Raw genomic sequence first — 22,880 nt, 5'->3', positions numbered from 1 at the left:
ATGGCACAGCTGATTTCGTATTATCGATCCTCTCTTGTATTGATTGCGGTCATCGGATTCGTTTATACGGTCCGCCTCGGCCGCCAGCAGCGATGGCAAGGAGAGCTTGACGGACCGATCCCGAAAGCGGTTGAGGAGCATGCCTATTTGCGCAACCCAATATTGCTTGCGTATGTGCTCGCCGTCTTGCTCGCTGTGTTTGCCATCGGTTATTTGGCGCTTCGATATTATTGAGCAGAAGGTGTCCCAACAGAGGGGGCACCTTTTTTGATGGCTGCCATGCACAAAATATTACGCATCTGTCTGCTTTAAGGAAAGAAAACCGTTTTTTGATCGTCTCGAAATGACGGTTTTTTCCACGACTTTTTTCCTTTGCCAGCGAATATATATGGAAGCGGAAGAGGCAAAGGGGAATGAGGATGGCCAAGCGGTTGCTGCCGAGGCTGTCAGACGAGGAGGCGGCGTTATTGCTTGACGTTTTGTTCAGCCAGCAATATGCACTTGAACTCATCCGCTCCGAGCTGGCGGATATCGAAAACGGAGACAAGGCGGTCGATGAACACCGGCACCGGCAGCTGTTGCGTTTATACGACCGCCTGTTGACAGAGAAGGATAAAAGTCATTGTGCGCTATCGCTATCGCAGGAAGCGATAGTCTTTTTATGGTATGATAACAGTGTGGAGAGGAGAAGATGCAGAAGAAAGCGGGACATCGGCATGACATGGGAACACAATGATTTCATGCAAATGACTGTGAAGTCCTTTCTGATTCCGGCGGATAAAGTGGCGCATGTGCAGCCGGGAAATTATTTGGACCATGCGCTGCTCGTCTTGACGAAAACCGGCTATTCGGCGATTCCGGTATTGGACACATCTTATAAGCTTCACGGGCTGATCAGCATGACGATGATGATGGATGCGATTTTAGGATTGGAGCGCATCGAATTTGAACGGCTCGAGACGATGAAGGTGGAAGAAGTGATGAACCGAAACATTCCGCGCCTGCGGCTTAACGACAGCCTGACGAAGGCCATCGGGCTGATTGTCAACCATCCGTTTGTCTGTGTGGAAAATGACGATGGTTATTTTGCAGGCATTTTCACTCGCCGGGAAATACTGAAACAACTGAATAACGGCTGCAGAGGTCTAATGGCGGCCGGAAGCCAGGCCGAAAAGAAGCTGAACAATGAGCAGAAAAGTAATCGTGTGCAATATCAAGCGCAGCTGATGTTGTTTCAGTTTTTGTGCGACCCGGACCGATGCTTGGGCGCCGATCAATGATCCCATCGCCAAGAACGGAGCGATGTGCCAGTTCACATGGCCGCTGTATAGATAAGACGCCAGTGCGCCAAAACAGCTAATGAATGTTTGGAATCTTGTCAGCGCCATGGCCGATAAATAATCCATGCCGGCGCGCAAGTAGGCATACATGAGCATGGTGGCTTGGCCGGGGCCAAACATGCATCATAGACGCTAATGCCATACAAAACCGGATAGAAGGTTTTTGGGAGAGCAGGGGCCGTTGCCGATGATTTGGGCTTTTTTTTGAAAAATTGCAAGCCTAGGGCAAACAACAGCAACATGATCGCGATAATGGTCATCGTTCGTTCAGACAACAGCGAGGCGATGGCCCCACCTGCGGCTCCCCCGCCGAGGCTGATCGGGATGATCGGAAGCAGTTGTTTCCCGTGAATGGTTTGCCGGCGAAACAAGACGAAGAAGCTGGAAAACGAGCTGATGGTATTGGAAAACTTGGCGGAGGAAATGGCTTGATGGATGGGAACACCGAGCATAAGCAGAACGGGCATGCCAATGAAACCGCCGCCGCCAGCTAATGTACCAACGAATGAGGCAGCAAACCCAACGAGGACAAACAGCATCCAGTCCATGTAGAGATCTCCTTTCGACAAGCGTTCTACAACTATTTTATTTATGTTATAATAATAAGGAAATATTAAAAAAATGGACGAAAATGATAAGAAAAGCTTATCAAAAGGATGGTCGTTTTGAATACTTCAGAGTATGAAGTCCTCGCCGTTTTGGCGGAAGAATTAAATATGAGAAAAGCGGCAGCTCGGCTGTATGTGACGCAGTCGGCGTTGTCTCAACGGCTGCAGGCGATCGAAGCGAGCTGGAATGCGAAAATATTTATCCGGTCTCCGCGAGGGTTGCTGTTAACGCCAGAGGGGGAAAAAATTGTCCAACTGGCGAAAGAGATCGTGCAGAAAACGAATCGAGTAAAAGAAGAGATCAAACAACGGGTCGGACAAATCAGCGGGACGTTAACGATAGCGGTCACTTCCATTGTTGCCCAGCATTGGCTGCCCCCCGTTTTAAAAACATTCATCAAGTTATATCCGGATGTCAACGTTTCGTTGACGACAGGATGGACAAGTGAAGTCCTAAGCCACATGTATGAAAATCGGTTTCAGCTTGGGATTGTTCGCGGAGAGCCCAACTGGAGCGGGATCGCGACGCGGCTATTTACCGATCAGCTCTATTTAGTAGACCAGGAAATTCACTCTTTGGAGCAGTTGCGCCATACCGAACGCCCGTTTATTCAATTTAAAAGCGATTCCACCTATTCGCTGCATATTCAACAATGGTGGCATGAGCAATTTCAAGCCTTGCCCGCGCGCACGGTGATGGTCGACCAAATTGAAACATGCAAACAGCTTGCTTATCATGGCGTTGGTTATGCGATTTTACCGGAAATCGCTTTAGATGACCGGGAACAACATCTTGTTCATATGATACCGTTAAAAAATAAGCATGGTGAGCCAATGACGAGAGATACATGGCTGATCAGCTCGGAAGCGGCATGGCAGCTTCCGCAAGTACAAGCCTTCGAGAAGGTGCTGCAACATTTTGTCCCATGAATTTATGCTTGTCACGATGATCTCTGTTTTGCTAAAGTAAAAAAGAATACAGATGCAAAGGAGGATGTCGCCCATGAAGATGATGGACGCCAATGAAATCATTTCGTTTATTCAAAACAGCAAAAAATCAACGCCTGTGAAAGTATACATAAAAGGGGATCTTGATGGCATCGATTTCGGCCCAAGCGCGAAAACGTTTATGACCGGCAACGTCGGCATCGTGTTTGGCGAGTGGCAAGACATTCAAGCCGCCATCGAGGCGAATCAAGACAAAATCGAGGACTATGTTGTCGAGAACGACCGCCGCAACTCGGCCATTCCGCTCTTGGATTTGAAAGGCATCAAGGCGCGCATCGAGCCGGGCGCGATCATCCGTGATCATGTCGAAATCGGCGACAACGCCGTCATTATGATGGGAGCGGTGATCAACATCGGCGCCGTCGTCGGCGAAGGAACGATGATCGACATGAACGCCGTGCTCGGCGGCCGGGCGACGGTCGGGAAAAACTGCCATATCGGCGCCGGTGCCGTGCTGGCCGGCGTGATCGAGCCGCCATCGGCCAAGCCGGTTGTCATTGAAGATGATGTGCTTGTCGGGGCGAACGCCGTCATTTTAGAAGGCGTCACCGTCGGCAAAGGGGCGGTCGTCGCTGCGGGCGCGGTCGTCGTCGAAGACGTGCCGCCGTATACGGTGGTCGCCGGCGTGCCGGCGCGCGTCATTAAGCAAATCGACGAGCAAACGCGGGCGAAAACGGAGATCAAACAGGAGCTTCGCCAATTATAATCACACGAAAGGCTGTCCCTTTACGAGGACAGCTTTTTTGCCCATGGAGGAGAGAAGATGGAAGCGATCAGCCCATTTGTCGCCATTCGCCGCGACTTGCATCAAATCCCGGAGCTTGGGTTTCAAGAGTTTAAGACGCAGCACTATTTGCTTCGCTATATCCAATCGTTGCCGCAAGAGCGGCTTCAAGTCCGGACGTGGAAAACCGGGATTTTTGTCAAAGTCAACGGAACATCACCGCGCAAAACGATCGGCTACCGCGCCGATATGGATGGGCTGCCGATTCGCGAGGAGACGGGCTTGCCGTATCGGTCGAAGCATGAAGGCTGCATGCATGCGTGCGGCCACGATGTCCATATGAGCATCGCCCTTGGCGTGCTCACCCATTTTGCTCATCATCCGCTGCAAGATGACTTGCTGTTTATTTTCCAGCCGGCTGAGGAAGGGCCGGGCGGGGCAAAGCCGATGGTCGAAAGCGACATCATGCAGGAATGGAAGCCGGATATGATCGTCGCCCTGCATATTGCCCCGGAATATCCGGTCGGCACGATCGCAACGAAAGAAGGGCTGCTGTTTGCCAATACGTCGGAGCTGTTTATCGACTTGGAGGGAAAAGGCGGCCACGCGGCGTTTCCGCATTTGGCGAATGACATGGTCGTCGCCGCTTGTGCATTGGTGACGCAGCTGCAGTCGATTGTCGCCCGCAACGTCGACCCGCTTGACAGCGCGGTCATTACGATCGGAAAAATTATCGGCGGGACGGTGCAAAACGTCATCGCCGAGCGCGCTCGGCTCGAGGGGACGATTCGGACGCTGTCGGCTGCGGTGATGCAGAAGGTGAAGCGGCGGATTGAAGCGATGGTGCATGGCATTGAAGTCGCGTACGAATGTGAAGCCACCATTGATTACGGGGCTATGTACCATCAAGTGTACAACGATCCGGAGCTGACAGCGGAATTTATGAAGTTTGCTGAGGCGCACGGCGGCGTGAATGTCATCGGTTGCAAAGAGGCGATGACCGGTGAAGATTTCGGCTACATGTTGGCGGACATTCCGGGTTTTATGTTTTGGCTTGGCGTTGATTCGCCATACGGGCTGCACCATGCAAAACTGGCTCCGAACGAGGAAGCGATCGACCGCGCCATTGCTTTTTTGATCGACTATTTTTCCTGGAAGGGGAATTCGGAAGTATAGTTCCACCTCTGACAAGGCACATTATATGTGTGAGGAGGTGGAGTGGGATGGCGAAAATTGGTGTTGAGCCATCGCTGACTGATGTGCAAGAGGCGTTGAGAGAAAGAGGGCATGACGTTGTACCGCTCCGTGGGGAGCAAGACGCAAGAGGTTGCGACTGCTGCGTCATTACCGGCCTGGACGCCAATATCGCCGGCATTCACAACATCGTAACGTCCGGTCCGGTCATTGAAGCGAGTGGGCTCACCGCGGACGAGATTTGCCAAAAAGTCGAAGAAAAACTTCGCTAATGATCGAACGTTCGGGCTGTGCGCTGGCAGCCCGTTTTTGGCGAAATGGTGAAATCGCATAGCGTAAAGGAATGGCGGAAAGGGAACGAAGACTGTTTTCGTTCCTTTTTCTTTTTTGCTAAAATAAGGGGAAGGACCATGCTTGATCAACGATGGAGGAGTGGCAATGAAAAAGAAACAGTTTGCTGTCATCGGCCTCGGGCGTTTTGGCGGCAGCATCTGCCGGACGCTGAGCGAACAAGGGATGGAAGTATTGGCTATCGATATTGATGAAGACCGGGTAAACGAATTTGCCTCGATCGCTTCGCACGCCGTCGTCGGCGACACGACCGATGAAAACGTGTTGAAAAGCTTAGGCATCCGCAACTTCGATCATGTCATTGTCGCGATCGGCGACAACATCCAGGCGAGCATTTTGACGACGCTGATTTTAAAAGAGCTCGGCGTCCACCATATTACGGTCAAGGCGACGAACGATTACCATGAGAAAGTGCTGAAAAAAATCGGTGCTGATCAAATCGTGCATCCAGAGCGGGACATGGGCGAGCGGATCGCCCACAATTTGATTTCCAATAACGTCTTAGATTATCTGGAGCTGTCGGACAAATACAGCATTGTCGAAATCGTGGCAAGCGAGCGGTTGGACGGCCATTCGCTTTTGGAGCTTGACATCCGCGCCCGCTACGGCATCAACATCGTCGCCATTAAGCGCGGGGCAAGCGTCATCGTTTCGCCGCTCGCCTCGGAAATCATCCGCAAAGGCGACGTGTTGGTCGTCATCGGCGCTGACAGCGACATTGACCGATTCGAGGAAGAAGTCGTTGGTTGACAGTTGGCAGGAGGCTTGTGCATGATGATGACGGAAAAAGGGCATCCTTTTGCAAGGACGCCCTTTTTCTTTAGATTTCCATGATGATCGGCAAAATCATTGGCCGCCGTTTTGTCCGCTCGTACAAGAACGGAGCGAGCGTTTCCGTAATTTCGTTTTTGATTTCCGCCCATTGGTTCGTTTTTCGTTCCAGCACTTTTTCGAGATGTTTCGTGATCAACACCTGCGCTTCGCTGATCAAATCACCTGACTCGCGCATATAGACGAAGCCGCGAGAGATGATATCCGGGCCGGCGGCGATTTTGAACTCTTTCATGTTGATGCTGACGACGACAATCACGAGCCCTTCTTCGGATAAAATGCGGCGGTCGCGCAGGACGATGTTGCCGATGTCGCCGACGCCGCTGCCGTCGATGTAGACGGAGCCGGACGGGATCTTGCCGACGATGCGCGCTTCTTTGTCGCTGATGCCAAGCACTTCGCCGTTGTCCATGATAAAGCAGTTTTCCTCCGGCACGCCGCAGTCAATGGCGAGCTTGGCATGCATTTTTTGCATCCGGTATTCGCCGTGGATCGGCATGAAATATTTCGGCTTCATCAGCCGGATCATCAATTTTTGTTCTTCCTGCCCGCCGTGGCCGGACGTATGGATGTCGTTGAGCGGGCCATGAATCACCTCTGCGCCGGCTCGGTACAGCATGTTGATCGTCCGGTTGACGCTCACCGTGTTGCCCGGGATCGGCGATGAGGAAAAGACGACCGTGTCGCCCGGGATGATTTGAATTTGCCGGTGCGTGCCGTTGGCAATGCGCGACAAGGCGGCCATCGGCTCCCCTTGGCTGCCGGTGCATAAAATCGTCACCCGGTTGGCCGGCAGGCGGTTGATTTCGTTCGCGTCGACGAACGTGCCTTTCGGGCATTTGATATAGCCGAGGTCTTGTCCGATTTCAATCGCCGCTTCCATGCTGCGGCCGAAGACAGCGATTTTTCGGTTGTTGGCGACGGCTGCTTCTGTCACCTGTTGAAGACGGTGGATGTTTGATGCAAATGTGGCGAAAATGATGCGCCCTTCCACCTTGCGGAAAATGTCGTGAATACTTTCGCCGACGCGCCGCTCCGACATCGTAAAATGTGGAATCTCGCTGTTCGTGCTGTCCGACATGAGGCAAAGAACGCCTTCTTTCCCAATTTCGGCCATTTTTGTCAAATTGGCCGGCTCGCCGACCGGCGTAAAGTCGAATTTAAAATCCCCGGTATGGACGATTTGACCAACCGGCGTTTTGACGACAATGCCGTAGCTGTCCGGAATGCTGTGTGTCGTCCGGAAAAAGGTAACGGCCGTTTTTTGGAAGCGAATGACATCGTCTTCGCGAATTTCAATGAGCTTTGCTTGGCGCAACAAGCCATGTTCCTCAAGTTTGTTGCGAATCAGTCCAAGCGCCAATTTGCCGCCGTAAATCGGGATGTTCAGCTGCCGGAGCAAATACGGAATGCCACCGATATGGTCTTCGTGCCCGTGGGTGATGAACAGTCCTTTCACTTTGTCCGCGTGCTTCACTAAATAGGAGTAGTCTGGAATGACATAGTCGATCCCGAGCAACTCATCTTCCGGAAACTTAATGCCTGCGTCAATGACAATGATTTCGTCTTGGAATTGTACGCCGTATGTATTTTTTCCGATTTCACCCAGTCCGCCGAGGGCAAAAATGCCAACTTGCTGGTCAGCTAACAGCTTCATGATGAAATCTCCAATACTTGAAAGTTCGGGCTTTTCTTTTCGTATTCTAGATGCGCTCCCTCTAACGGCTGAATATACTCAATATTGATCGGACGATCTTCGAGTTTTCGGCGTACATCCCGCTCTGATTCTGCTTCGATGTAGAGTGTTTTCGTTTTTTCTCTCACAGGCACCTCGTCTGCGTTTTCTTGGTAAAACACTTTGAAAATCATCGTGAAATCTCTCCTTATCGTACAATAGTTGCTCTATCTATTATATAAGAATGTAACTTTCTTTTCATGTGTTTTGTTGCCAAAAGCAAAAACAGGCGTAAGATGTGCCGACGATATGCATCATCTTTGACGAATGTGGCCCGCTTTATTCGCTAAAGTGGGAAAGAAGCCCTTCGAATGGAAGGGCTGTTGTTGTAACGGTCAGGCGATCAATTTTTTCCGGAGCAGGTCTTTCCACTGTTGAAGCAGCTTTTTTTTCAGCTTTTTCAACATGTTTCATCACTCCTTACCTTTTATTGTACTCATTTTGCGGCGAAAGTAAATGTTCTATTATATATGATATGTAGGCCGAGGCTTGTTTTTCATGGGTAAAAATGGAACAGATCGTGCCTCTTGGTTGACATTCCGGGCGTTTTTCAGTACGGTAAACAATGAACAACTTTTCAACAAGGGGAAAGTGAACGTGGGCAGAAAAATCGTCTTTTTCGACATCGACGGCACGCTGCTTGATGAGCAAAAGCAACTGCCGCTGTCAACGATCGAAGCGGTTCGCCGCCTGAAGCAGTCGGGCGTTTATGTCGCCATCGCCACCGGACGCGCTCCGTTTATGTTTGAGCACGTGCGCAAACAGCTTGGCATTGATTCGTTCGTCAGCTTCAACGGTCAGTACGTCGTTTTTGAAGGGAATGTGCTATACAAACAGCCGCTTTCGCGTGAGAAAGTGAGAGCGCTGACCGAGGATGCCCATCGCCACGGACATCCTCTCGTATTTATGAACGCCGATGAAATGCGGGCCAGCGTCGATGACCATCCGCACATCCACGTCAGCATGGCGAGCCTAAAATTCGCCCACCCGCCTATCGACCCTCTTTATTATGAGAACAAGGACATTTACCAAGCGCTTCTGTTTTGCCGCGCTGAGGAAGAAGAACGGTATGTGCGCAACTATCCCGAATTTCGCTTCGTCCGTTGGCACGACGTCTCGACCGATGTGTTGCCGGCAGGGGGCTCGAAGGCGGAAGGCATCCGCATAATGATCGAAAAGCTCGGGATCGATGCGAAGGATGTGTACGCGTTCGGCGACGGATTGAATGACATTGAAATGCTCTCGTTCGTCGGAACCGGGGTGGCGATGGGCAACGCCCATGAGGAAGTGAAAAGGGTCGCCGACTTCGTTACGAAGCCGGTCGATAAGGAAGGCATTTGGTACGGATTGAAACAGCTGCAGCTCATCCGATGAAAAGCGGCCTTGGCCTTTTCGGCTGGGCCGCTCGCCCATTTACAGGGGGCTTTTTAGCGCCCGATCGGAATCGCCCCGTCCGGCACTTGAAACGGGTCATCGGGGTTGATGCGGTCATAGAACATAATGCCGTTTAAGTGATCGATTTCATGTTGGAAGACGATGGCCGGCAACCCTTTCAAGCGCAGTGTGACTTCTTCGCCGTCGATCGTCGTCCCGGTGACAGTGATGCGGGCATAGCGCGGCACATACCCCGGCACGTCGCGGTCGACTGACAGACATCCTTCCCCGGTCGTCAAGTAACATTGTTGCACCGAATGGCTGACGATTTTTGGGTTGAACAAGGCGTAGCTGTACAGCGTTCCATTTTCATCGGTGACATGGACGGCGATCATCCGCTTCGAGACGTTGATTTGCGGGGCGGCAAGACCGATGCCGGGCCGAAGGCCGTATTTGGCGGCCAGCTCTGGATCTTGGCTCATCTTGACGTAGTCAAGAAGGCTTTGCAAAATGCGTTTATCCTCTTCCGAAGGGGGAAGGGGAACGGGTTCGGCGATTTTCCGCAATGTCGGATGCCCCTCTTTGATGATGTCTTTCATCGTGATCATTCGCTTCGCTCACTCCCTACGTTTGGCATCGCTGTCTATCGTTTAGTCTAACAAAATGAGCATCGATCGTAAATAAAAACGCAGCTGCACAAATATATTATTCGGGTATAAGGAAAGTAACTCAGATCAACGAAAGAAAACGCTTCCACTTTCTTGTCAAGTCACTGTTTGTTTTATATTTTGTGAAAATATAATACAGGATTCATACAGATGGTGAGGGATGTAATATAACAGTTTGCCGACGAAATATTATGAATTCCAATTTTGTACAAAAGATAAGGCGAAAAACATGAGAAATCAAAGTCGTTGACGGTTGACCCAAGAACGTGTAAACTAAAATTTGCAAATGCGTATTGTACTAATTTGGTTTTGAAAAATAGTGAAACAGATGTTGGCGCCTTTGTTGCTTGCGTTGGCGCCGAATGGCGGCCGTTTTTTATTTCTCTTTCACTTTGGGTACATTAATAGTATATGGGCGAATGTATCCTGATTTCTAAAATTTTCAATGAAAGGCAGAGGTGAATAACATGGGTGTGAAAACCTCCCAGTTTCGATTTGCGGAGCAGCTCGAGAAAGTAGCCGAGCAGTTCCCGACGTTTCAAATTTTGAATGAAGAAGGCGAAATCGTCAACAAAGCGGCGATGCCGGAGTTAAGCGATGAGCAGCTGAAAGAGCTGATGCGCCGCATGGTGTATACGCGCGTCCTCGACCAACGTTCCATTTCGTTGAACCGCCAGGGCCGACTCGGGTTTTACGCGCCGACCGCTGGGCAGGAAGCGAGCCAAATCGCCAGCCAGTTTGCGCTTGAGAAAGAAGACTTCATTTTGCCGGGATATCGCGATGTGCCACAAATCATTTGGCACGGGCTTCCGCTTTATCAAGCGTTTTTGTTCTCGCGCGGCCACTTTCATGGCAACCAAATTCCTGAAGGCGTCAACGTCTTGCCGCCGCAAATTATTATCGGGGCTCAATACATTCAAGCAGCCGGCGTGGCGCTCGGCTTGAAAATGCGGGGCAAAAAAGCGGTAGCCATTACATACACGGGCGACGGCGGGACATCGCAAGGCGACTTTTACGAGGGCATCAACTTCGCGGGGGCGTTTAAAGCGCCGGCCATCTTTGTCGTGCAAAACAACCGCTTTGCCATTTCGACGCCGGTTGAAAAGCAGACGGTCGCCAAAACATTGGCGCAAAAAGCGGTCGCTGCCGGCATTCCGGGCATTCAAGTCGACGGCATGGATCCGCTTGCGGTCTACGCCGCGGTGAAAGCAGCCCGCGAACGCGCGATTAACGGCGAAGGGCCGACGCTCATTGAAACTCTTTGCTTCCGCTACGGTCCGCACACGATGTCCGGCGACGATCCGACGCGCTATCGTTCGAAGGAACTCGAAAACGAATGGGCGAAAAAAGACCCGCTTGTCCGTTTCCGGAAGTTTTTAGAAGCGAAAGGCCTATGGAGCGAAGAGGAAGAAAACCGCGTCATCGAGCAGGCGAAAGAGGACATCAAGGAAGCAATCAAAAAAGCGGACGAAACGCCGAAACAAAAAGTGACCGACTTAATCAGCATTATGTTCGAAGAGCTGCCGGCGAACTTAAAAGAGCAGTATGAAATTTATAAAGAGAAGGAGTCGAAGTAAGCCATGGCGCAAATGACAATGGTTCAAGCGATCACCGATGCGCTGCGCATCGAGATGAAAAACGATCCGAACGTGCTGGTGTTTGGCGAAGACGTTGGGGTCAACGGCGGCGTATTCCGGGTGACCGAAGGGCTGCAAGCTGAGTTTGGCGAAGAGCGCGTGTTTGATACGCCGCTTGCTGAATCAGGGATCGGCGGTTTGGCGATCGGCTTGGCTTTGCAAGGGTTCCGCCCGGTGCCGGAAATTCAGTTTTTCGGGTTCGTCTATGAGGCGATGGATGCGATTTGTGGACAAATGGCCCGCATCCGCTACCGCACTGGCGGCCGCTATCATGTGCCGATTACGATTCGTTCGCCATTTGGCGGCGGCGTTCATACGCCGGAATTGCACTCAGACAGCTTAGAGGGGCTCGTCGCCCAACAGCCAGGATTGAAGGTTGTCATTCCGTCGACGCCGTATGATGCGAAAGGACTGCTCATCTCGGCGATTCGCGACAACGATCCGGTGATTTTCCTTGAGCATTTGAAGCTGTACCGCTCGTTCCGCCAAGAGGTGCCGGAAGGAGAGTACACGATTCCAATCGGCAAAGCGGACATTAAGCGTGAAGGAAAAGACATTACGATCATCGCGTACGGGGCCATGGTGCATGAATCGTTAAAAGCGGCGGCAGAATTAGAGAAGGAAGGCATTTCTGCCGAAGTCGTCGACTTGCGCACCGTGCAGCCGCTCGATATTGAGACGATCATTGGTTCGGTTGAAAAAACGGGTCGTGCCATCGTCGTTCAAGAAGCACAACGGCAAGCCGGCATCGCTGCCAACGTCGTTGCTGAAATCAATGAGCGCGCGATTTTAAGCCTTGAGGCGCCGGTATTGCGCGTCACCGCGCCGGATACCGTCTATCCGTTCGCACAGGCCGAATCGGTATGGCTGCCGAACTTTAAAGACGTGATCGAGACGGCGAAAAAAGTGATCAACTTCTAATATGGACAAGTTCGGGGGAGCAAAGCGCCTTCCCCCGCTCATTTTCGGCAAACGATAGGAGGTCGACCTACAGTGGCATTTGAATTTAAGCTGCCGGATATTGGCGAAGGCATTCATGAAGGCGAGATCGTCAAATGGTTCGTCAAGCCGGGCGATGAAGTGAACGAAGACGACGTGTTGTGCGAAGTGCAAAACGACAAGGCGGTCGTCGAGATCCCATCTCCTGTCAAAGGGAAAGTGCTTGAGATTCTCGTCCCGGAAGGAACGGTGGCGACGGTCGGGCAAACGCTCATTACGCTCGATGCGCCGGGCTATGAAAACATGACGTTTAAAGGACAAGAACACGAGGAAGTGAAAAAAGAGGAAAAAGCGGAAACGGTGTCGAAAAAGGAAACGGTTGAGACCGCTGCTCCGAGCGCACCGGCGGCCGAAGCGGAAGCCGACCCGAACCGCCGCGTCATCGCGATGCCGTCTGTGCGCAAATATGCGCGTGAAAAAGGCGTCGATATCCGTCTCGTTCAAGGGACAGGGAAAAACGGCCGCATTTTGAAAGAAGATATTGATGCCTTCCTCGCCGGCGGCGCAAAAGCTGCAGCTCCTTCGGCAGCGCAAGCGCCGGAAGAGAAAGCAGCGCCGCAAGCGCCAACGGCGAAACCGGTTGTGCCGGAAGGCGAATTCCCGGAAACGCGCGAGAAAATGAGCGGCATCCGTCGGGCGATTGCCAAGGCCATGGTGCATTCGAAACATACGGCCCCGCACGTGACGCTCATGGACGAAGCCGATGTGACAAAGCTGGTTGCTCACCGGAAAAAATTCAAGGCCATTGCCGCAGAAAAAGGGATCAAGCTGACGTTCTTGCCGTATGTCGTCAAAGCGCTTGTTTCCGCGCTGCGTGAATATCCGGTGCTGAACACATCGATCGACGATGCGACCGAAGAAATTATTCACAAGCATTACTACAATATCGGCATCGCCGCTGATACGGATCGTGGGTTGCTCGTGCCGGTCATTAAACATGCCGACCGGAAGCCGATTTTCGCGTTGGCGAAGGAAATCAACGAACTCGCTGAAAAAGCGCGGGAAGGCAAACTGACGCCAAGCGAAATGAAAGGGGCGTCGTGCACGATCACGAACATCGGCTCAGCCGGTGGGCAATGGTTTACGCCGGTTATCAACCATCCGGAAGTGGCGATTCTTGGCATCGGCCGCATTGCCGAAAAACCGATCGTCCGCGACGGGGAAATTGTCGCCGCACCGGTGCTGGCGCTCTCGTTGAGCTTCGACCACCGGATGATCGACGGAGCGACGGCGCAAAAAGCGCTCAACCATATCAAACAGCTGTTAAGCGATCCAGAATTATTATTAATGGAGGCGTAAAACGATGGTAGTTGGCGATTTTGCAATTGAAACCGAAACGCTCGTCGTCGGCGCCGGCCCTGGCGGTTATGTCGCCGCCATCCGCGCCGCACAGCTCGGCCAAAAAGTGACGATTGTGGAAAAAGGAAATTTGGGCGGCGTCTGCTTAAACGTCGGCTGCATCCCGTCCAAGGCGCTCATCTCGGCAAGCCATCGCTACGAGCAAGCGAAGCATTCCGAAGAGATGGGCATCAAGGCGGAAAACGTCACGGTTGATTTCTCGAAAGTGCAAGAATGGAAAGCGAGCATTGTGAAAAAGTTGACGAGCGGCGTTGAAGGGCTGCTCAAAGGCAATAAAGTCGACATCGTCAAAGGGGAAGCGTATTTCGTCGACACCAACACGGTGCGCGTCGTCAACGGCGACAGCGCGCAGACGTATACGTTTAAACACGCGATTCTGGCCACAGGTTCACGCCCGATCGAGCTGCCGAACTTCAAGTTTTCCAACCGCATCCTCGATTCGACGGGCGCGCTCAGCCTTGGGGAAATTCCGAAATCGCTTGTTGTCATCGGCGGCGGCTACATCGGCATTGAGCTTGGCACGGCCTACGCCAACTTTGGGGCGAAAGTGACGATTCTTGAAGGAGCCAGCGAGATTTTATCTGGTTTTGAAAAGCAAATGGTGTCGGTCATTAAACGCCGCTTGAAAAACAAAGGGGTCGAAGTTGTGACAAATGCGCTCGCAAAAGGAGCCGAAGAGCGCGCAGACGGCGTGACGGTCACGTATGAGGCGAACGGTGAAACGAAAACGATTGATGCCGACTATGTGTTGGTGACGGTCGGCCGCCGACCGAATACAGATGAGCTTGGTCTTGAACAAATCGGCATCAAAATGACGAACCGCGGCTTGATTGAAGTGGACGAGCAATGTCGGACGAGCGTGCCGAACATTTTCGCCATCGGCGACATCGTCCCCGGTCCGGCGCTTGCCCATAAAGCGTCGTATGAAGGAAAAGTGGCGGCGGAAGCGATCGCCGGCCATCCATCGGTCGTGGATTACGTCGCGATTCCGGCGGTTGTGTTCTCTGATCCAGAATGCGCCTCGGTCGGCTACTTTGAACAGCAGGCGAAAGAGGAAGGCATCGACGTGATCACGGCGAAATTCCCGTTTGCCGCCAACGGACGCGCTTTGTCGCTCAACGATACGGACGGCTTCCTGAAGCTTGTCGTCCGCAAAGAAGACGGCGTCGTGATCGGAGCGCAAATCATCGGCCCGAACGCTTCGGATATGATCGCCGAACTTGGGCTGGCCATCGAAGCCGGCATGACGGCGGAAGATATCGCACTGACGATCCATGCTCATCCGACGCTTGGCGAAATTGCCATGGAAGCAGCGGAAGTGGCGCTTGGCACACCGATTCATATCATTGCGAAATAAACTCAAAGGTGTCCCGAATCGATCGGGACACCTTTTTTTGGAAAATCAATGGACAAGAAGCGCCATTCGGAAAGGGAAGAGGAGCGGTTGACAGGCTCGACATCGCCGACTTCTGCCCGTCCGCCGCCGCGCTTGTTCCATCGCCTTTTGTTGAAAGGAAACAGCCGTCTCATTTCTTGTCCAATTTTCCATACTATTTTCCGCCTTTGTTTCATATCGTTATGGTAAAGAAAAGCGGGAGATGGAATGGACATGAAAGCGTACGTAGCGTTTTTGTTGCAGATGATGATTTGGAGCAGTTTCTCGTTAATTGAGTGGCTGTCAGGAAGAGACCGGCCGTTTTTCCGCGGGCTGATGTTGTGTGTCTTTATGTACATCGCCTTTTTGCTGGCGCGCCAGCTCGGCTTGGCGACGCGCAAGGCGGCGCTGACAACGATGGGGACGGCGGCGGTGTACTTTGCCGGCCAGCATGTTATTTGGCAGGTCGTCCAGTGAACGACTCCCACTTAGCTTTGCTTGAAGTGGGAGCTTCTCAGCCACGGCTGGAACCGTGGGAAATGTCAAGCGCCGCCAAACGCCATCGTCCGCCCGCTGAACAAGTGCAATTCCCCGCCGAGCGTTTTCGCCAGCCATTTGCTGAATTCATTGGCCTTCCCTTTATCCCCATGCGTCGCTGCCGGCGGTAGCATGACATCAATAAATGTCTCTTCCCCAGCCGTCCGCACGGAAATCGCCATCCCTTTGTACAAACGGCCGTCACCTTGCAAATAAAGAACGGATTCGTGTTCGCGGATCGTATACGGGAAGGCGGCTTGTTCATACGGCCAGCCGAGCTGTTCCCCCGTTTTTTTGAGCGCTGTCCGGTAGCGGTCGAGCAGCTGTTTGACGTCTTCGATCGCCATGGCTTTCCCCGCCGGCAGCTTTAGATAAGCGTTCATCGTTCCTTTTCCCCTCCCATCGGTCACCTTGCGTCTTTGCCTTCATTGTATCATAGATTGGCGGACAATGGATGGAAAAAAGAGCGATTGCAAAAAAGTCTTTATTAGACCAAATGTGACATACAAATTGGGATTGACAATCGAAATGTGATATATTATTATAAAAACAACAATGAAATTTATCATCATAAAGGGGTTTTGGGGATGGGCACGATCGTATGTCAAACGTGTGAGGCGACGATTGCATATTTTGAAGATGAAAAAGTGACAACGCTTTATGGAAAATGCGATTGCTGCGAGCATGACAATGAGGGCGGGGAAAAAGAATAAAACGGTCAAACCGATGGGGGAAAGGAACGGATAGAGGCGCGCATGCGGCTTGTCGGCATGCGCGCCGTTTATTTTGGCAAAAAAGCACAAGCCAGGCGAACCGGCTTGTGCGGTCAGCGGATCGGTTTGTATTCTTTAATGACGCGCAACGTCTGCAATGTGTCGTCTTCCGGCCCTTGAACAGGGAGGCCGGCAGCCAAGTTCGTCTCAATATACTTCAAGTTTTCTTCCGTAATGATTTCGCCTGGAATAAAAATCGGAATGCCGGGCGGATACACCATGACAAATTCGGCGATGATCCGGCCGGCCGATTTGTGAAACGGCACGACTTCCGTTTCAGCATAAAACGCATCGCGCGGCGTCAAGGCGAGCGCCGGGATGTCCGGAAGGAGCACTTTCGGTTTGACTCCTTTTTCCGCCTGATGGCTGAACTGCTCCGATAAGCGGCGGAGCGCTTCGACAAGGAGGCTTGCCTCTCGTTCGGTGTCGCCTGGGGTGAAGATGCACAAAATGTTGTATAAATCGGAAAGCTCGACTTCGATGTTGTGCGTCTCACGCAGCCAACGTTCGACGTCATGGCCGGTCAGCCCAAGCTCTTTCACGGAAATAATGAGCTTGGTCGGATCATAATCATATGTCGCTTCTGTGCCCAAAATTTCTTCGCCGACGCAATACAAATACGGAATCTCATTGATTTGCTGACGCGTCCAGTTGGCGAGGCGAATGGCTTTGTCGATGAGCTCGCGCCCTTTCGTCGCCAACTGTTTGCGGGCGACATCAAGCGAAGCAAGCAGCAAGTACGACGTCGAGGTCGTTGTCAGCATACTTAAAATCGCTTGCACGTGTTTCGCGGAGACGAGCCCTTCCCGCACGTTCAAAATCGAGCTTTGCGTCAGCGAACCGCCGAGCTTATGGACGCTTGTCGCCGCCATATCGGCGCCCGCCTGCATCGCAGAGAGCGGCAAATCTTCATGGAAATGAATATGCACGCCGTGCGCTTCGTCGACAAGCACCGGGACATTGTACGAATGGGCGATATCGACGATTTTTTTCAAATCGCCGGCAATGCCAAAGTACGTCGGGTTGATGACAAGCACCCCTTTCGCGTCGGGATGCTGGCGGAGCGCTTTTTCCACCGCTTGCGGCGTAATGCCGTGAGAAATGCCAAGCTCTTTGTCGATTTCCGGATGAATGAAAATCGGCGTCGCCCCGGAAAAGACAATGGCTGACATGACTGATTTATGGACGTTGCGCGGCACGATGATTTTATCGCCCGGCCCGGCGACCGACATGACCATCGTCATGATGGCGCCGCTTGTTCCTTGCACCGAGAAAAACGTATAATCGGCGCCGAATGCCTCGGCGGCAAGTTCCTGAGCCCGCTTGATCATCCCTTTTGGATGGTGCAAGTCATCGAGCGGGCTGATGTTGATCAAATCAATCGCCAAGGCGTTGTCCCCGATGAAAGCGCGAAACTCCGGATCCATGCCGGCTCCCTTTTTATGGCCAGGAATGTGAAATTGAACCGGATTTTTTTTCATATGCTCCAACAAACCAGTAAACAATGGTGTTTCGAGTTGCGACAATGGTTTTTCACACCTCTTTTAACTCGGAGAATAAAACAAAATGCATTATAGCATGGATTTTTTCGTTTGCAAAGAAGAAATGAATGGACGCGCTGAAAAAGGAAAACAGGGGTTCAAAAGAGAAATAAAAGAAAGACAAAACAAAAAGGGGGCGTGATCTAATGAAATGGAAAACGAGGGTGACAGAGCTACTCGGCATTACATATCCGATTATTCAAGGGGGGCTCGCCTACTTGGCGTACGCTGACCTGGCGGCAGCGGTGTCAAACGCCGGAGGGCTCGGCCAAATTACGGCGATGTCGCTCGATGGACCGGAGCAGCTGCGCGAGGAAATCCGCAAGGTGAAGGAAAAAACCGATCGACCGTTCGGCGTCAATTTCGCCATCGGCCAGCACGGCCGCCCGTTCTCCCATATGCTTGAGGCGGCGCTTGACGAAGGCGTGCCGGTCGTTTCGGTCACCGGCGGCAATCCGGCGCCGTTTTTTGAGCAACTGAAAGGGGTAAACGTGAAAAAACTGGTGCTTGTCGCTGCTGTCCGCCAGGCCGTGAAAGCGGAAGAACTCGGTGCTGACGCCGTGATGGTCGTCGGGCAGGAAGGGGGCGGGCATCTCGGCAAATACGATATTGGCACGTTTGTCCTCATTCCGAAAGTCGTTGACTCCGTATCGATCCCGGTCATCGCCTCGGGTGGCATCGCCGACGGGCGCGGATTGATGGCAGCGCTGGCGCTTGGGGCGGAAGGCATTGAGATGGGAACACGGTTTATCGCCACGAAAGAATGCGTTCATGCCCATCCCGCGTATAAAGAAATGATTCTTAAGGCGACCGAAAACGATACGATGATCATCAAACGGTCGCTCGGGGCGCCGGGGCGGGTGTTGGCCAACGCTTGGGCGGAAAAAATATTGGAAATCGAGCGCCAAGGCGGCACGTATGAGGATTTAAAAGAATATATTAGCGGAGAAGCGAACCGGCGCTTCATTTACGAAGGGAAGGTGGACGAGGGATTCGCTTGGGCCGGGCAGGCGATCGGACTCATTCACGACGTTCCATCCGTCGCTGAGTTGTTTGCCCGCATGATTGAAGAGGCGGAACAAATTCGGCGCCGTTGGGCAAACTAACGGTGGAGGTGGAACAATGGGTTATTCCTATCCATTTTCCTACGACTGGTCAATACAAGAAATCATTGATGTCATCAAATTTTTCACAGCGATCGAAACGGTCTATGAGCGGGGGATGAGGCGCGAGGAGCTGATGGCTGTCTACCGTCGTTTCAAAGAGATCGTCCCATCGAAAAGCGAGGAAAACCGACTGTATGCCGAATTTGAAAAAGAAAGCGGCTACTCGTCCTATGCGGTCATGAAGCAGGCGAAAGAGGCAAAAAACGGTGATTGGATTCGAATCGAGCCACAAGGGAAGCGCGGTAGGTAAACGCACAAATTAGTTGCATACACCCCTTTTTCCACATAATATAATATAAAACAACATGAAGCAGTACATTCGTGACGGGCGCCGGAAGTTTAGCGGATGATAGGGAAAGGGGTGCGGACGAATATGAAAAAAACCGCCAATTCGCTGAAGCGGCCGGATGGAGACAAACGCATGGCGGTGTTGCGGCTCGAACTCGATTACGAATTAGCGACGCTGTACGAGGCCATGATGGAAAACGACGAAGAAAAGAAAAAAGAGTGCAAGCGGCGGCTTGAAAAGCTCCGCCAAGAACTGATGCGCCTTCAAGTATGATCCTGATTTAAGGCGAACCATCTTTCCGGTTCGTTTTTTTCTTGAGCCGCATCCGCCTCCCCTTTCTCCGGTTGCGATCTATACATAACCGAAGGCAGGAGGAATCAATATGACAGAAAAATGGGAAGAAATCGACCGATACGCCCGGCAATGGATCGACGAAGCAGGAAAGCAAATCCGCGCCTCATTTACGGAGCAGCTGACAGTGGAAGCGAAAGAGACCCCAAACGACTTAGTGACGAACGTTGACCGCGCCATTGAGCAGTTTTTCGCCGAGCACATCCGCCGCCAGTTCCCTAGCCACCGCCTGTTGGGGGAAGAAGGGTTCGGCGATCGGGTCGATGTCTTGGACGGCGTTGTCTGGGTAATTGACCCGATTGACGGCACAATGAATTTCGTTCATCAGCAGCGCCATTTTGCTGTATCGATCGGCATTTTTGAAGATGGTGTCGGGCAGCTCGGCTACGTGTATGACGTCGTGTTTGACGAACTGTATGCGGCGCAAAAAGGGCGAGGGCTGTTTTTGAACGGCGAGCCGCTCGGCCGCCTGCGGCCCGCGCCAGTGGCGGAGTCGATCATCGCCATCAACGGGACATGGCTCATGGAAAACAAGCGTCTCGATCATCGCCCGCTCATGAGGCTGGCGAAAGAGGCGCGCGGCACGCGCTCGTATGGTTCAGCGGCGCTTGAGCTCGCGTATGTGGCCGCCGGCCGTTTGGACGCCTACATTTCGCCGCGCCTGTCGCCATGGGATTTCGCCGGCGGGATGATTTTGATTGAGGAAGCGGGCGGAATGGTGACGACCCTTGACGGGAAGCCGCTGGATCTGCTTGGCTGCAATTCGGTGCTTGCTGCGAAACCCGGAGTGCACGAAGAAATTTTGCGACGCTATCTTCACTGTTGATGAGGCGTGAAATCGCGAAAAGCGGGACAAGCATCCAGCTTGTCCCGCTTTTCAGCGCGTCCGTTTTTTATGAGCGAACCCGGCGCCCATGGCGGCGATGAAGATGAGCGTGGAAGCAGCGATGCCGAGCAAACTTTGCTCGGCGATGAAGACGCCGATCCCCATGATGGCGGCGACGGCAAGAATGGCGAGCAACAGCGGCACAGGTTCGATTCGTTTCATTTCGTTGACTCCTTTCATGCAGAGTGGCGTCTTGTTCTAGTGTACCGGAAAACATGCCGATTTTCTATCGGTTGTGATATAATAGACAAGCAGTTTGCCGAACAGGAGTGACCGACATTGACGCACAGACGAAACGATCTTCGCAACATCGCCATCATCGCCCACGTCGACCATGGGAAAACGACGCTCGTTGACCAACTGCTTCGGCAGTCGGGGACGTTTCGTGAAAACGAACAAGTCGAGGAGCGGGCGCTTGACCGCAATGATTTGGAGCGGGAGCGCGGCATTACGATTTTGGCAAAAAACACCGCTGTCCTGTATAAAGGAACGCGCATCAACATTTTGGATACGCCGGGACACGCTGATTTCGGGGGGGAAGTCGAGCGAATCATGCGCCTTGTCGACGGCGTCTTGCTTGTCGTCGATGCGTATGAAGGCTGCATGCCGCAAACGCGGTTCGTGCTGAAAAAGGCGCTTGAGCAGCAGCTTGTGCCGATTGTCGTCGTCAACAAAATCGACCGCGAATTCGCTCGCCCGGCCGAAGTTGTCGATGAGGTGATCGACCTGTTTATCGAACTGGGCGCTTCCGAGGAGCAGTTGGAGTTTCCGGTTGTATACACATCGGCGTTGCGTGGGACGGCAAGCCTTGACCCAGACCGTCAGGACGGCGATATGACCATCTTGTTTGAAACGATCATCCGCTATATTCCTGCGCCGACGGACAACCGCAATGAACCGTTGCAGTTTCAAGTGGCGCTGCTCGACTATAATGAATACGTGGGGCGCATTGGCGTCGGCCGCATTTTCCGCGGTACGATGAAAACCGGCCAGCAAGTGGCACTGATCAAGCGCGACGGTGCAGTCAAGATGTTTCGTGTCACGAAGCTGTTTGGTTTTATTGGGTTGAAGCGGATTGAGATTGAGGAAGCATACGCTGGCGACATCGTCGCGGTCGCCGGGATGGAGGACATCAATGTTGGTGAAACGGTTTGCCCGCCCGACCACCAAGAGCCGTTGCCGCCGCTTCACATCGATGAGCCGACGTTGAAAATGACGTTTCTCGTCAATAACAGCCCGTTTGCGGGGCGCGAAGGCAAATACGTGACGGCGAGAAAGTTGGAGGAGCGGCTTCGCACCCAGCTAGAGACGGATGTCAGCCTGCGCGTGGAGCCGACCGAGTCGCCGGATGCGTGGGTTGTCTCGGGCCGCGGAGAGCTTCATTTGGCGATTTTGATTGAAAGCATGCGCCGCGAAGGATACGAACTGCAAGTGTCGAAGCCGGAAGTCATTCTAAAAGAGATTGACGGTGTCACGTGCGAGCCGATCGAGCGGGTCGTTATTGACATTCCGGAGGAATATACGGGAGCGATCATGGAGTCGCTTGGCAGCCGCAAGGGCGAGCTCGTCGATATGGTGCACGGCGACAACGGGCAGGTTCGTCTCGTCTTCCTTGTGCCGTCGCGCGGCTTGATCGGTTATCGGAGCGAATTTATGTCGTTGACGCGCGGATATGGAATTTTAAGCCATTCGTTTGATCATTATGCCCCCGTGCAGCCTGGCGCCATCGGCGGCCGCCGCCAAGGGGTGCTCGTCTCGATGGAAACTGGAAAGGCGACGGCTTACAGCATCATGCAGCTTGAGGACCGCGGCACGATTTTTGTTGAGCCGGGCACTGAAGTGTACGAAGGGATGATCGTCGGCGAGCATAACCGCGAAAATGACCTGGTCGTCAACATTTGCCGCGAAAAACATGTGACCAATATGCGTTCGTCGACGAAAGAGCAGACGGTGACGATGAAAAAGCCGCGTCTGTTGACGCTTGAAGAAGCGCTCGAGTATTTGAATGACGACGAATATTGTGAAGTGACACCAACCTCGATCCGGTTGCGCAAAAAAATCTTGAATAAAAGCGAGCGTGAAAAGGCGGAGAAGAAAAAGAAAGCGGTCGAGCAAGCGAAATAGCCGGAAGCGC

Annotated in this window: 25 protein-coding genes and 3 pseudogenes; 20 read left to right on the top strand and 8 right to left on the bottom strand. The window is 52.6% G+C overall.

Going from position 1 to position 22,880, the window contains the following annotated elements; translation table 11 throughout:
* The 3 genes and pseudogenes from N685_RS0118135 (at window position 1) to cbpB (ending at window position 1,189) form a co-directional block, all read left to right on the top strand.
* A complete protein-coding gene (locus tag N685_RS0118135) occupies window positions 1-234 on the top strand; it encodes a hypothetical protein (RefSeq protein ID WP_031410589.1) in 234 nt (77 codons plus the stop codon).
* Between the two features lie 179 nt (window positions 235-413).
* Window positions 414-596 (top strand): annotated as a pseudogene (gene abbA, locus N685_RS19255) (antirepressor AbbA); the annotation flags it as partial.
* 120 nt (window positions 597-716) lie between these two features.
* Window positions 717-1,189: pseudogene (gene cbpB / locus N685_RS18535) on the top strand (cyclic-di-AMP-binding protein CbpB).
* On the opposite strand, the pseudogene N685_RS20240 reads toward cbpB, so the two are convergent.
* Window positions 1,146-1,879, bottom strand: a pseudogene (locus N685_RS20240) (sulfite exporter TauE/SafE family protein). The pseudogenes cbpB and N685_RS20240 overlap by 44 nt on opposite strands.
* A gap of 126 nt (window positions 1,880-2,005) precedes the next feature.
* Here N685_RS20240 and N685_RS0118120 point away from each other — a divergent pair.
* The 5 genes from N685_RS0118120 to N685_RS0118100 all read left to right on the top strand — a co-directional run bounded on the left by N685_RS0118120 (window position 2,006) and on the right by N685_RS0118100 (window position 5,975).
* Window positions 2,006-2,878, top strand: a complete 873-nt coding sequence (locus tag N685_RS0118120; RefSeq protein WP_084177450.1) for a LysR family transcriptional regulator — start codon at window positions 2,006-2,008, stop codon at window positions 2,876-2,878.
* Window positions 2,879-2,951: 73 nt separating this feature from the next.
* Window positions 2,952-3,662: a 2,3,4,5-tetrahydropyridine-2,6-dicarboxylate N-acetyltransferase gene (gene dapD / locus N685_RS0118115; RefSeq protein WP_031404727.1), complete on the top strand. Its 711-nt coding sequence runs from the start codon at window positions 2,952-2,954 to the stop codon at window positions 3,660-3,662.
* 57 nt (window positions 3,663-3,719) lie between these two features.
* The gene (locus N685_RS0118110; RefSeq protein WP_031404726.1) at window positions 3,720-4,856 is read left to right on the top strand and encodes an N-acetyldiaminopimelate deacetylase; all 1,137 of its coding nucleotides are present in this window, start codon (window positions 3,720-3,722) and stop codon (window positions 4,854-4,856) included.
* A 47-nt stretch (window positions 4,857-4,903) separates the two neighbouring features.
* A complete protein-coding gene (locus tag N685_RS0118105; RefSeq protein WP_031404724.1) occupies window positions 4,904-5,146 on the top strand; it encodes a YkuS family protein in 243 nt (80 codons plus the stop codon).
* Between the two features lie 166 nt (window positions 5,147-5,312).
* Window positions 5,313-5,975, top strand: a complete 663-nt coding sequence (locus tag N685_RS0118100) for a potassium channel family protein (RefSeq protein WP_031404722.1) — start codon at window positions 5,313-5,315, stop codon at window positions 5,973-5,975.
* A gap of 70 nt (window positions 5,976-6,045) precedes the next feature.
* Here the strand turns inward: N685_RS0118100 and rnjA are convergent, their stop codons facing one another.
* The 3 genes from rnjA to N685_RS20190 all read right to left on the bottom strand — a co-directional run bounded on the left by rnjA (window position 6,046) and on the right by N685_RS20190 (window position 8,205).
* On the bottom strand, window positions 6,046-7,713 hold the full coding sequence (rnjA, locus tag N685_RS0118095) for a ribonuclease J1 (RefSeq protein WP_031410588.1): 1,668 nt from the start codon (window positions 7,711-7,713) through the stop codon (window positions 6,046-6,048).
* Window positions 7,710-7,925, bottom strand: coding sequence for a DNA-dependent RNA polymerase subunit epsilon (locus N685_RS0118090; RefSeq protein ID WP_031410587.1), 216 nt, complete (start codon window positions 7,923-7,925; stop codon window positions 7,710-7,712). The genes rnjA and N685_RS0118090 overlap by 4 nt, the downstream gene beginning before the upstream one ends.
* A 145-nt stretch (window positions 7,926-8,070) precedes the next feature.
* Window positions 8,071-8,205, bottom strand: coding sequence for a hypothetical protein (locus N685_RS20190; RefSeq protein WP_256371090.1), 135 nt, complete (start codon window positions 8,203-8,205; stop codon window positions 8,071-8,073).
* 177 nt (window positions 8,206-8,382) lie between these two features.
* Here N685_RS20190 and N685_RS0118080 point away from each other — a divergent pair, with 177 nt between their 5' ends.
* Window positions 8,383-9,165, top strand: a complete 783-nt coding sequence (locus N685_RS0118080; protein WP_084177492.1) for a Cof-type HAD-IIB family hydrolase — start codon at window positions 8,383-8,385, stop codon at window positions 9,163-9,165.
* Window positions 9,166-9,218: 53 nt separating this feature from the next.
* Here N685_RS0118080 and def read toward each other — a convergent pair whose 3' ends face one another.
* Window positions 9,219-9,773: a peptide deformylase gene (gene def, locus N685_RS0118075; protein WP_011230557.1), complete on the bottom strand. Its 555-nt coding sequence runs from the start codon at window positions 9,771-9,773 to the stop codon at window positions 9,219-9,221.
* 527 nt (window positions 9,774-10,300) lie between these two features.
* Between def and pdhA the strand changes: the two genes are divergently transcribed.
* The 5 genes from pdhA (at window position 10,301) to N685_RS0118045 (ending at window position 15,680) form a co-directional block, all read left to right on the top strand.
* Window positions 10,301-11,410, top strand: a complete 1,110-nt coding sequence (pdhA, locus tag N685_RS0118070; RefSeq protein WP_031410585.1) for a pyruvate dehydrogenase (acetyl-transferring) E1 component subunit alpha — start codon at window positions 10,301-10,303, stop codon at window positions 11,408-11,410.
* 3 nt (window positions 11,411-11,413) lie between these two features.
* Window positions 11,414-12,391, top strand: coding sequence for a pyruvate dehydrogenase complex E1 component subunit beta (gene pdhB / locus N685_RS0118065; protein WP_031410584.1), 978 nt, complete (start codon window positions 11,414-11,416; stop codon window positions 12,389-12,391).
* 72 nt (window positions 12,392-12,463) lie between these two features.
* Window positions 12,464-13,768 (top strand): dihydrolipoamide acetyltransferase family protein, encoded by a 1,305-nt coding sequence (locus N685_RS0118060; protein ID WP_031410583.1) that lies wholly within the window; start codon window positions 12,464-12,466, stop codon window positions 13,766-13,768.
* Between the two features lie 4 nt (window positions 13,769-13,772).
* Window positions 13,773-15,185 (top strand): dihydrolipoyl dehydrogenase, encoded by a 1,413-nt coding sequence (lpdA, locus tag N685_RS0118055; RefSeq protein ID WP_031410582.1) that lies wholly within the window; start codon window positions 13,773-13,775, stop codon window positions 15,183-15,185.
* A gap of 252 nt (window positions 15,186-15,437) precedes the next feature.
* Complete coding sequence (locus tag N685_RS0118045; protein ID WP_031410581.1) at window positions 15,438-15,680, top strand: hypothetical protein; 243 nt, start codon at window positions 15,438-15,440, stop codon at window positions 15,678-15,680.
* Window positions 15,681-15,745: 65 nt separating this feature from the next.
* Here N685_RS0118045 and N685_RS0118040 read toward each other — a convergent pair whose 3' ends face one another.
* Entirely contained in the window at window positions 15,746-16,123 is a 378-nt protein-coding gene (locus N685_RS0118040) for a DUF1885 family protein (RefSeq protein ID WP_031410580.1), read from the bottom strand.
* A gap of 204 nt (window positions 16,124-16,327) precedes the next feature.
* Between N685_RS0118040 and N685_RS0118035 the strand changes: the two genes are divergently transcribed.
* Entirely contained in the window at window positions 16,328-16,453 is a 126-nt protein-coding gene (locus N685_RS0118035; protein ID WP_031410579.1) for a GapA-binding peptide SR1P, read from the top strand.
* Between the two features lie 113 nt (window positions 16,454-16,566).
* Here N685_RS0118035 and N685_RS0118030 read toward each other — a convergent pair whose 3' ends face one another.
* The gene (locus tag N685_RS0118030; RefSeq protein ID WP_031410578.1) at window positions 16,567-18,039 is read right to left on the bottom strand and encodes an aminotransferase class I/II-fold pyridoxal phosphate-dependent enzyme; all 1,473 of its coding nucleotides are present in this window, start codon (window positions 18,037-18,039) and stop codon (window positions 16,567-16,569) included.
* A gap of 161 nt (window positions 18,040-18,200) precedes the next feature.
* Here N685_RS0118030 and N685_RS0118020 point away from each other — a divergent pair, with 161 nt between their 5' ends.
* The 4 genes from N685_RS0118020 (at window position 18,201) to N685_RS0118005 (ending at window position 20,686) form a co-directional block, all read left to right on the top strand.
* Complete coding sequence (locus N685_RS0118020; RefSeq protein ID WP_031410577.1) at window positions 18,201-19,160, top strand: NAD(P)H-dependent flavin oxidoreductase; 960 nt, start codon at window positions 18,201-18,203, stop codon at window positions 19,158-19,160.
* Window positions 19,161-19,176: 16 nt separating this feature from the next.
* The gene (locus tag N685_RS0118015; protein WP_031410576.1) at window positions 19,177-19,470 is read left to right on the top strand and encodes a UPF0223 family protein; all 294 of its coding nucleotides are present in this window, start codon (window positions 19,177-19,179) and stop codon (window positions 19,468-19,470) included.
* Between the two features lie 96 nt (window positions 19,471-19,566).
* Entirely contained in the window at window positions 19,567-19,782 is a 216-nt protein-coding gene (locus N685_RS0118010; RefSeq protein ID WP_013523313.1) for a hypothetical protein, read from the top strand.
* A gap of 109 nt (window positions 19,783-19,891) precedes the next feature.
* Entirely contained in the window at window positions 19,892-20,686 is a 795-nt protein-coding gene (locus tag N685_RS0118005; protein WP_031410575.1) for an inositol monophosphatase family protein, read from the top strand.
* A 51-nt stretch (window positions 20,687-20,737) separates the two neighbouring features.
* On the opposite strand, the gene N685_RS19695 is transcribed toward N685_RS0118005, so the two are convergent.
* A complete protein-coding gene (locus tag N685_RS19695) occupies window positions 20,738-20,908 on the bottom strand; it encodes a DUF5325 family protein (RefSeq protein WP_162176100.1) in 171 nt (56 codons plus the stop codon).
* Between the two features lie 117 nt (window positions 20,909-21,025).
* On the opposite strand from N685_RS19695, the gene typA reads away from it, so the two are divergent.
* A complete protein-coding gene (gene typA / locus N685_RS0117995; protein ID WP_031410574.1) occupies window positions 21,026-22,870 on the top strand; it encodes a translational GTPase TypA in 1,845 nt (614 codons plus the stop codon).
* Window positions 22,871-22,880: the final 10 nt, after the last annotated feature.

The organism is Geobacillus vulcani PSS1 (assembly GCF_000733845.1).
Taxonomy (GTDB): domain Bacteria; phylum Bacillota; class Bacilli; order Bacillales; family Anoxybacillaceae; genus Geobacillus; species Geobacillus vulcani.
Note: the sequence above shows the minus strand (reverse complement) of the source record. Positions and strands in the feature narration are given on the sequence as shown.

Excerpts from the sequence above, each read along its gene's own strand:
- N685_RS0118135 (WP_031410589.1), top strand. The coding sequence starts at position 1 with ATGGCACAGCTGATTTCGTATTATCGATCCTCTCTTGTATTGATTGCG.
- dapD (WP_031404727.1), top strand. The coding sequence starts at position 2,952 with ATGAAGATGATGGACGCCAATGAAATCATTTCGTTTATTCAAAACAGC.
- N685_RS0118110 (WP_031404726.1), top strand. The coding sequence starts at position 3,720 with ATGGAAGCGATCAGCCCATTTGTCGCCATTCGCCGCGACTTGCATCAA.
- N685_RS0118105 (WP_031404724.1), top strand. The coding sequence starts at position 4,904 with ATGGCGAAAATTGGTGTTGAGCCATCGCTGACTGATGTGCAAGAGGCG.
- N685_RS0118100 (WP_031404722.1), top strand. The coding sequence starts at position 5,313 with ATGAAAAAGAAACAGTTTGCTGTCATCGGCCTCGGGCGTTTTGGCGGC.
- rnjA (WP_031410588.1), bottom strand. The coding sequence starts at position 7,713 with ATGAAGCTGTTAGCTGACCAGCAAGTTGGCATTTTTGCCCTCGGCGGA.
- N685_RS0118090 (WP_031410587.1), bottom strand. The coding sequence starts at position 7,925 with ATGATTTTCAAAGTGTTTTACCAAGAAAACGCAGACGAGGTGCCTGTG.
- N685_RS20190 (WP_256371090.1), bottom strand. The coding sequence starts at position 8,205 with ATGAAACATGTTGAAAAAGCTGAAAAAAAAGCTGCTTCAACAGTGGAA.
- def (WP_011230557.1), bottom strand. The coding sequence starts at position 9,773 with ATGATCACGATGAAAGACATCATCAAAGAGGGGCATCCGACATTGCGG.
- pdhA (WP_031410585.1), top strand. The coding sequence starts at position 10,301 with ATGGGTGTGAAAACCTCCCAGTTTCGATTTGCGGAGCAGCTCGAGAAA.
- pdhB (WP_031410584.1), top strand. The coding sequence starts at position 11,414 with ATGGCGCAAATGACAATGGTTCAAGCGATCACCGATGCGCTGCGCATC.
- lpdA (WP_031410582.1), top strand. The coding sequence starts at position 13,773 with ATGGTAGTTGGCGATTTTGCAATTGAAACCGAAACGCTCGTCGTCGGC.
- N685_RS0118045 (WP_031410581.1), top strand. The coding sequence starts at position 15,438 with ATGAAAGCGTACGTAGCGTTTTTGTTGCAGATGATGATTTGGAGCAGT.
- N685_RS0118040 (WP_031410580.1), bottom strand. The coding sequence starts at position 16,123 with ATGAACGCTTATCTAAAGCTGCCGGCGGGGAAAGCCATGGCGATCGAA.
- N685_RS0118035 (WP_031410579.1), top strand. The coding sequence starts at position 16,328 with ATGGGCACGATCGTATGTCAAACGTGTGAGGCGACGATTGCATATTTT.
- N685_RS0118020 (WP_031410577.1), top strand. The coding sequence starts at position 18,201 with ATGAAATGGAAAACGAGGGTGACAGAGCTACTCGGCATTACATATCCG.
- N685_RS0118015 (WP_031410576.1), top strand. The coding sequence starts at position 19,177 with ATGGGTTATTCCTATCCATTTTCCTACGACTGGTCAATACAAGAAATC.
- N685_RS0118010 (WP_013523313.1), top strand. The coding sequence starts at position 19,567 with ATGATAGGGAAAGGGGTGCGGACGAATATGAAAAAAACCGCCAATTCG.
- N685_RS0118005 (WP_031410575.1), top strand. The coding sequence starts at position 19,892 with ATGACAGAAAAATGGGAAGAAATCGACCGATACGCCCGGCAATGGATC.
- N685_RS19695 (WP_162176100.1), bottom strand. The coding sequence starts at position 20,908 with ATGAAACGAATCGAACCTGTGCCGCTGTTGCTCGCCATTCTTGCCGTC.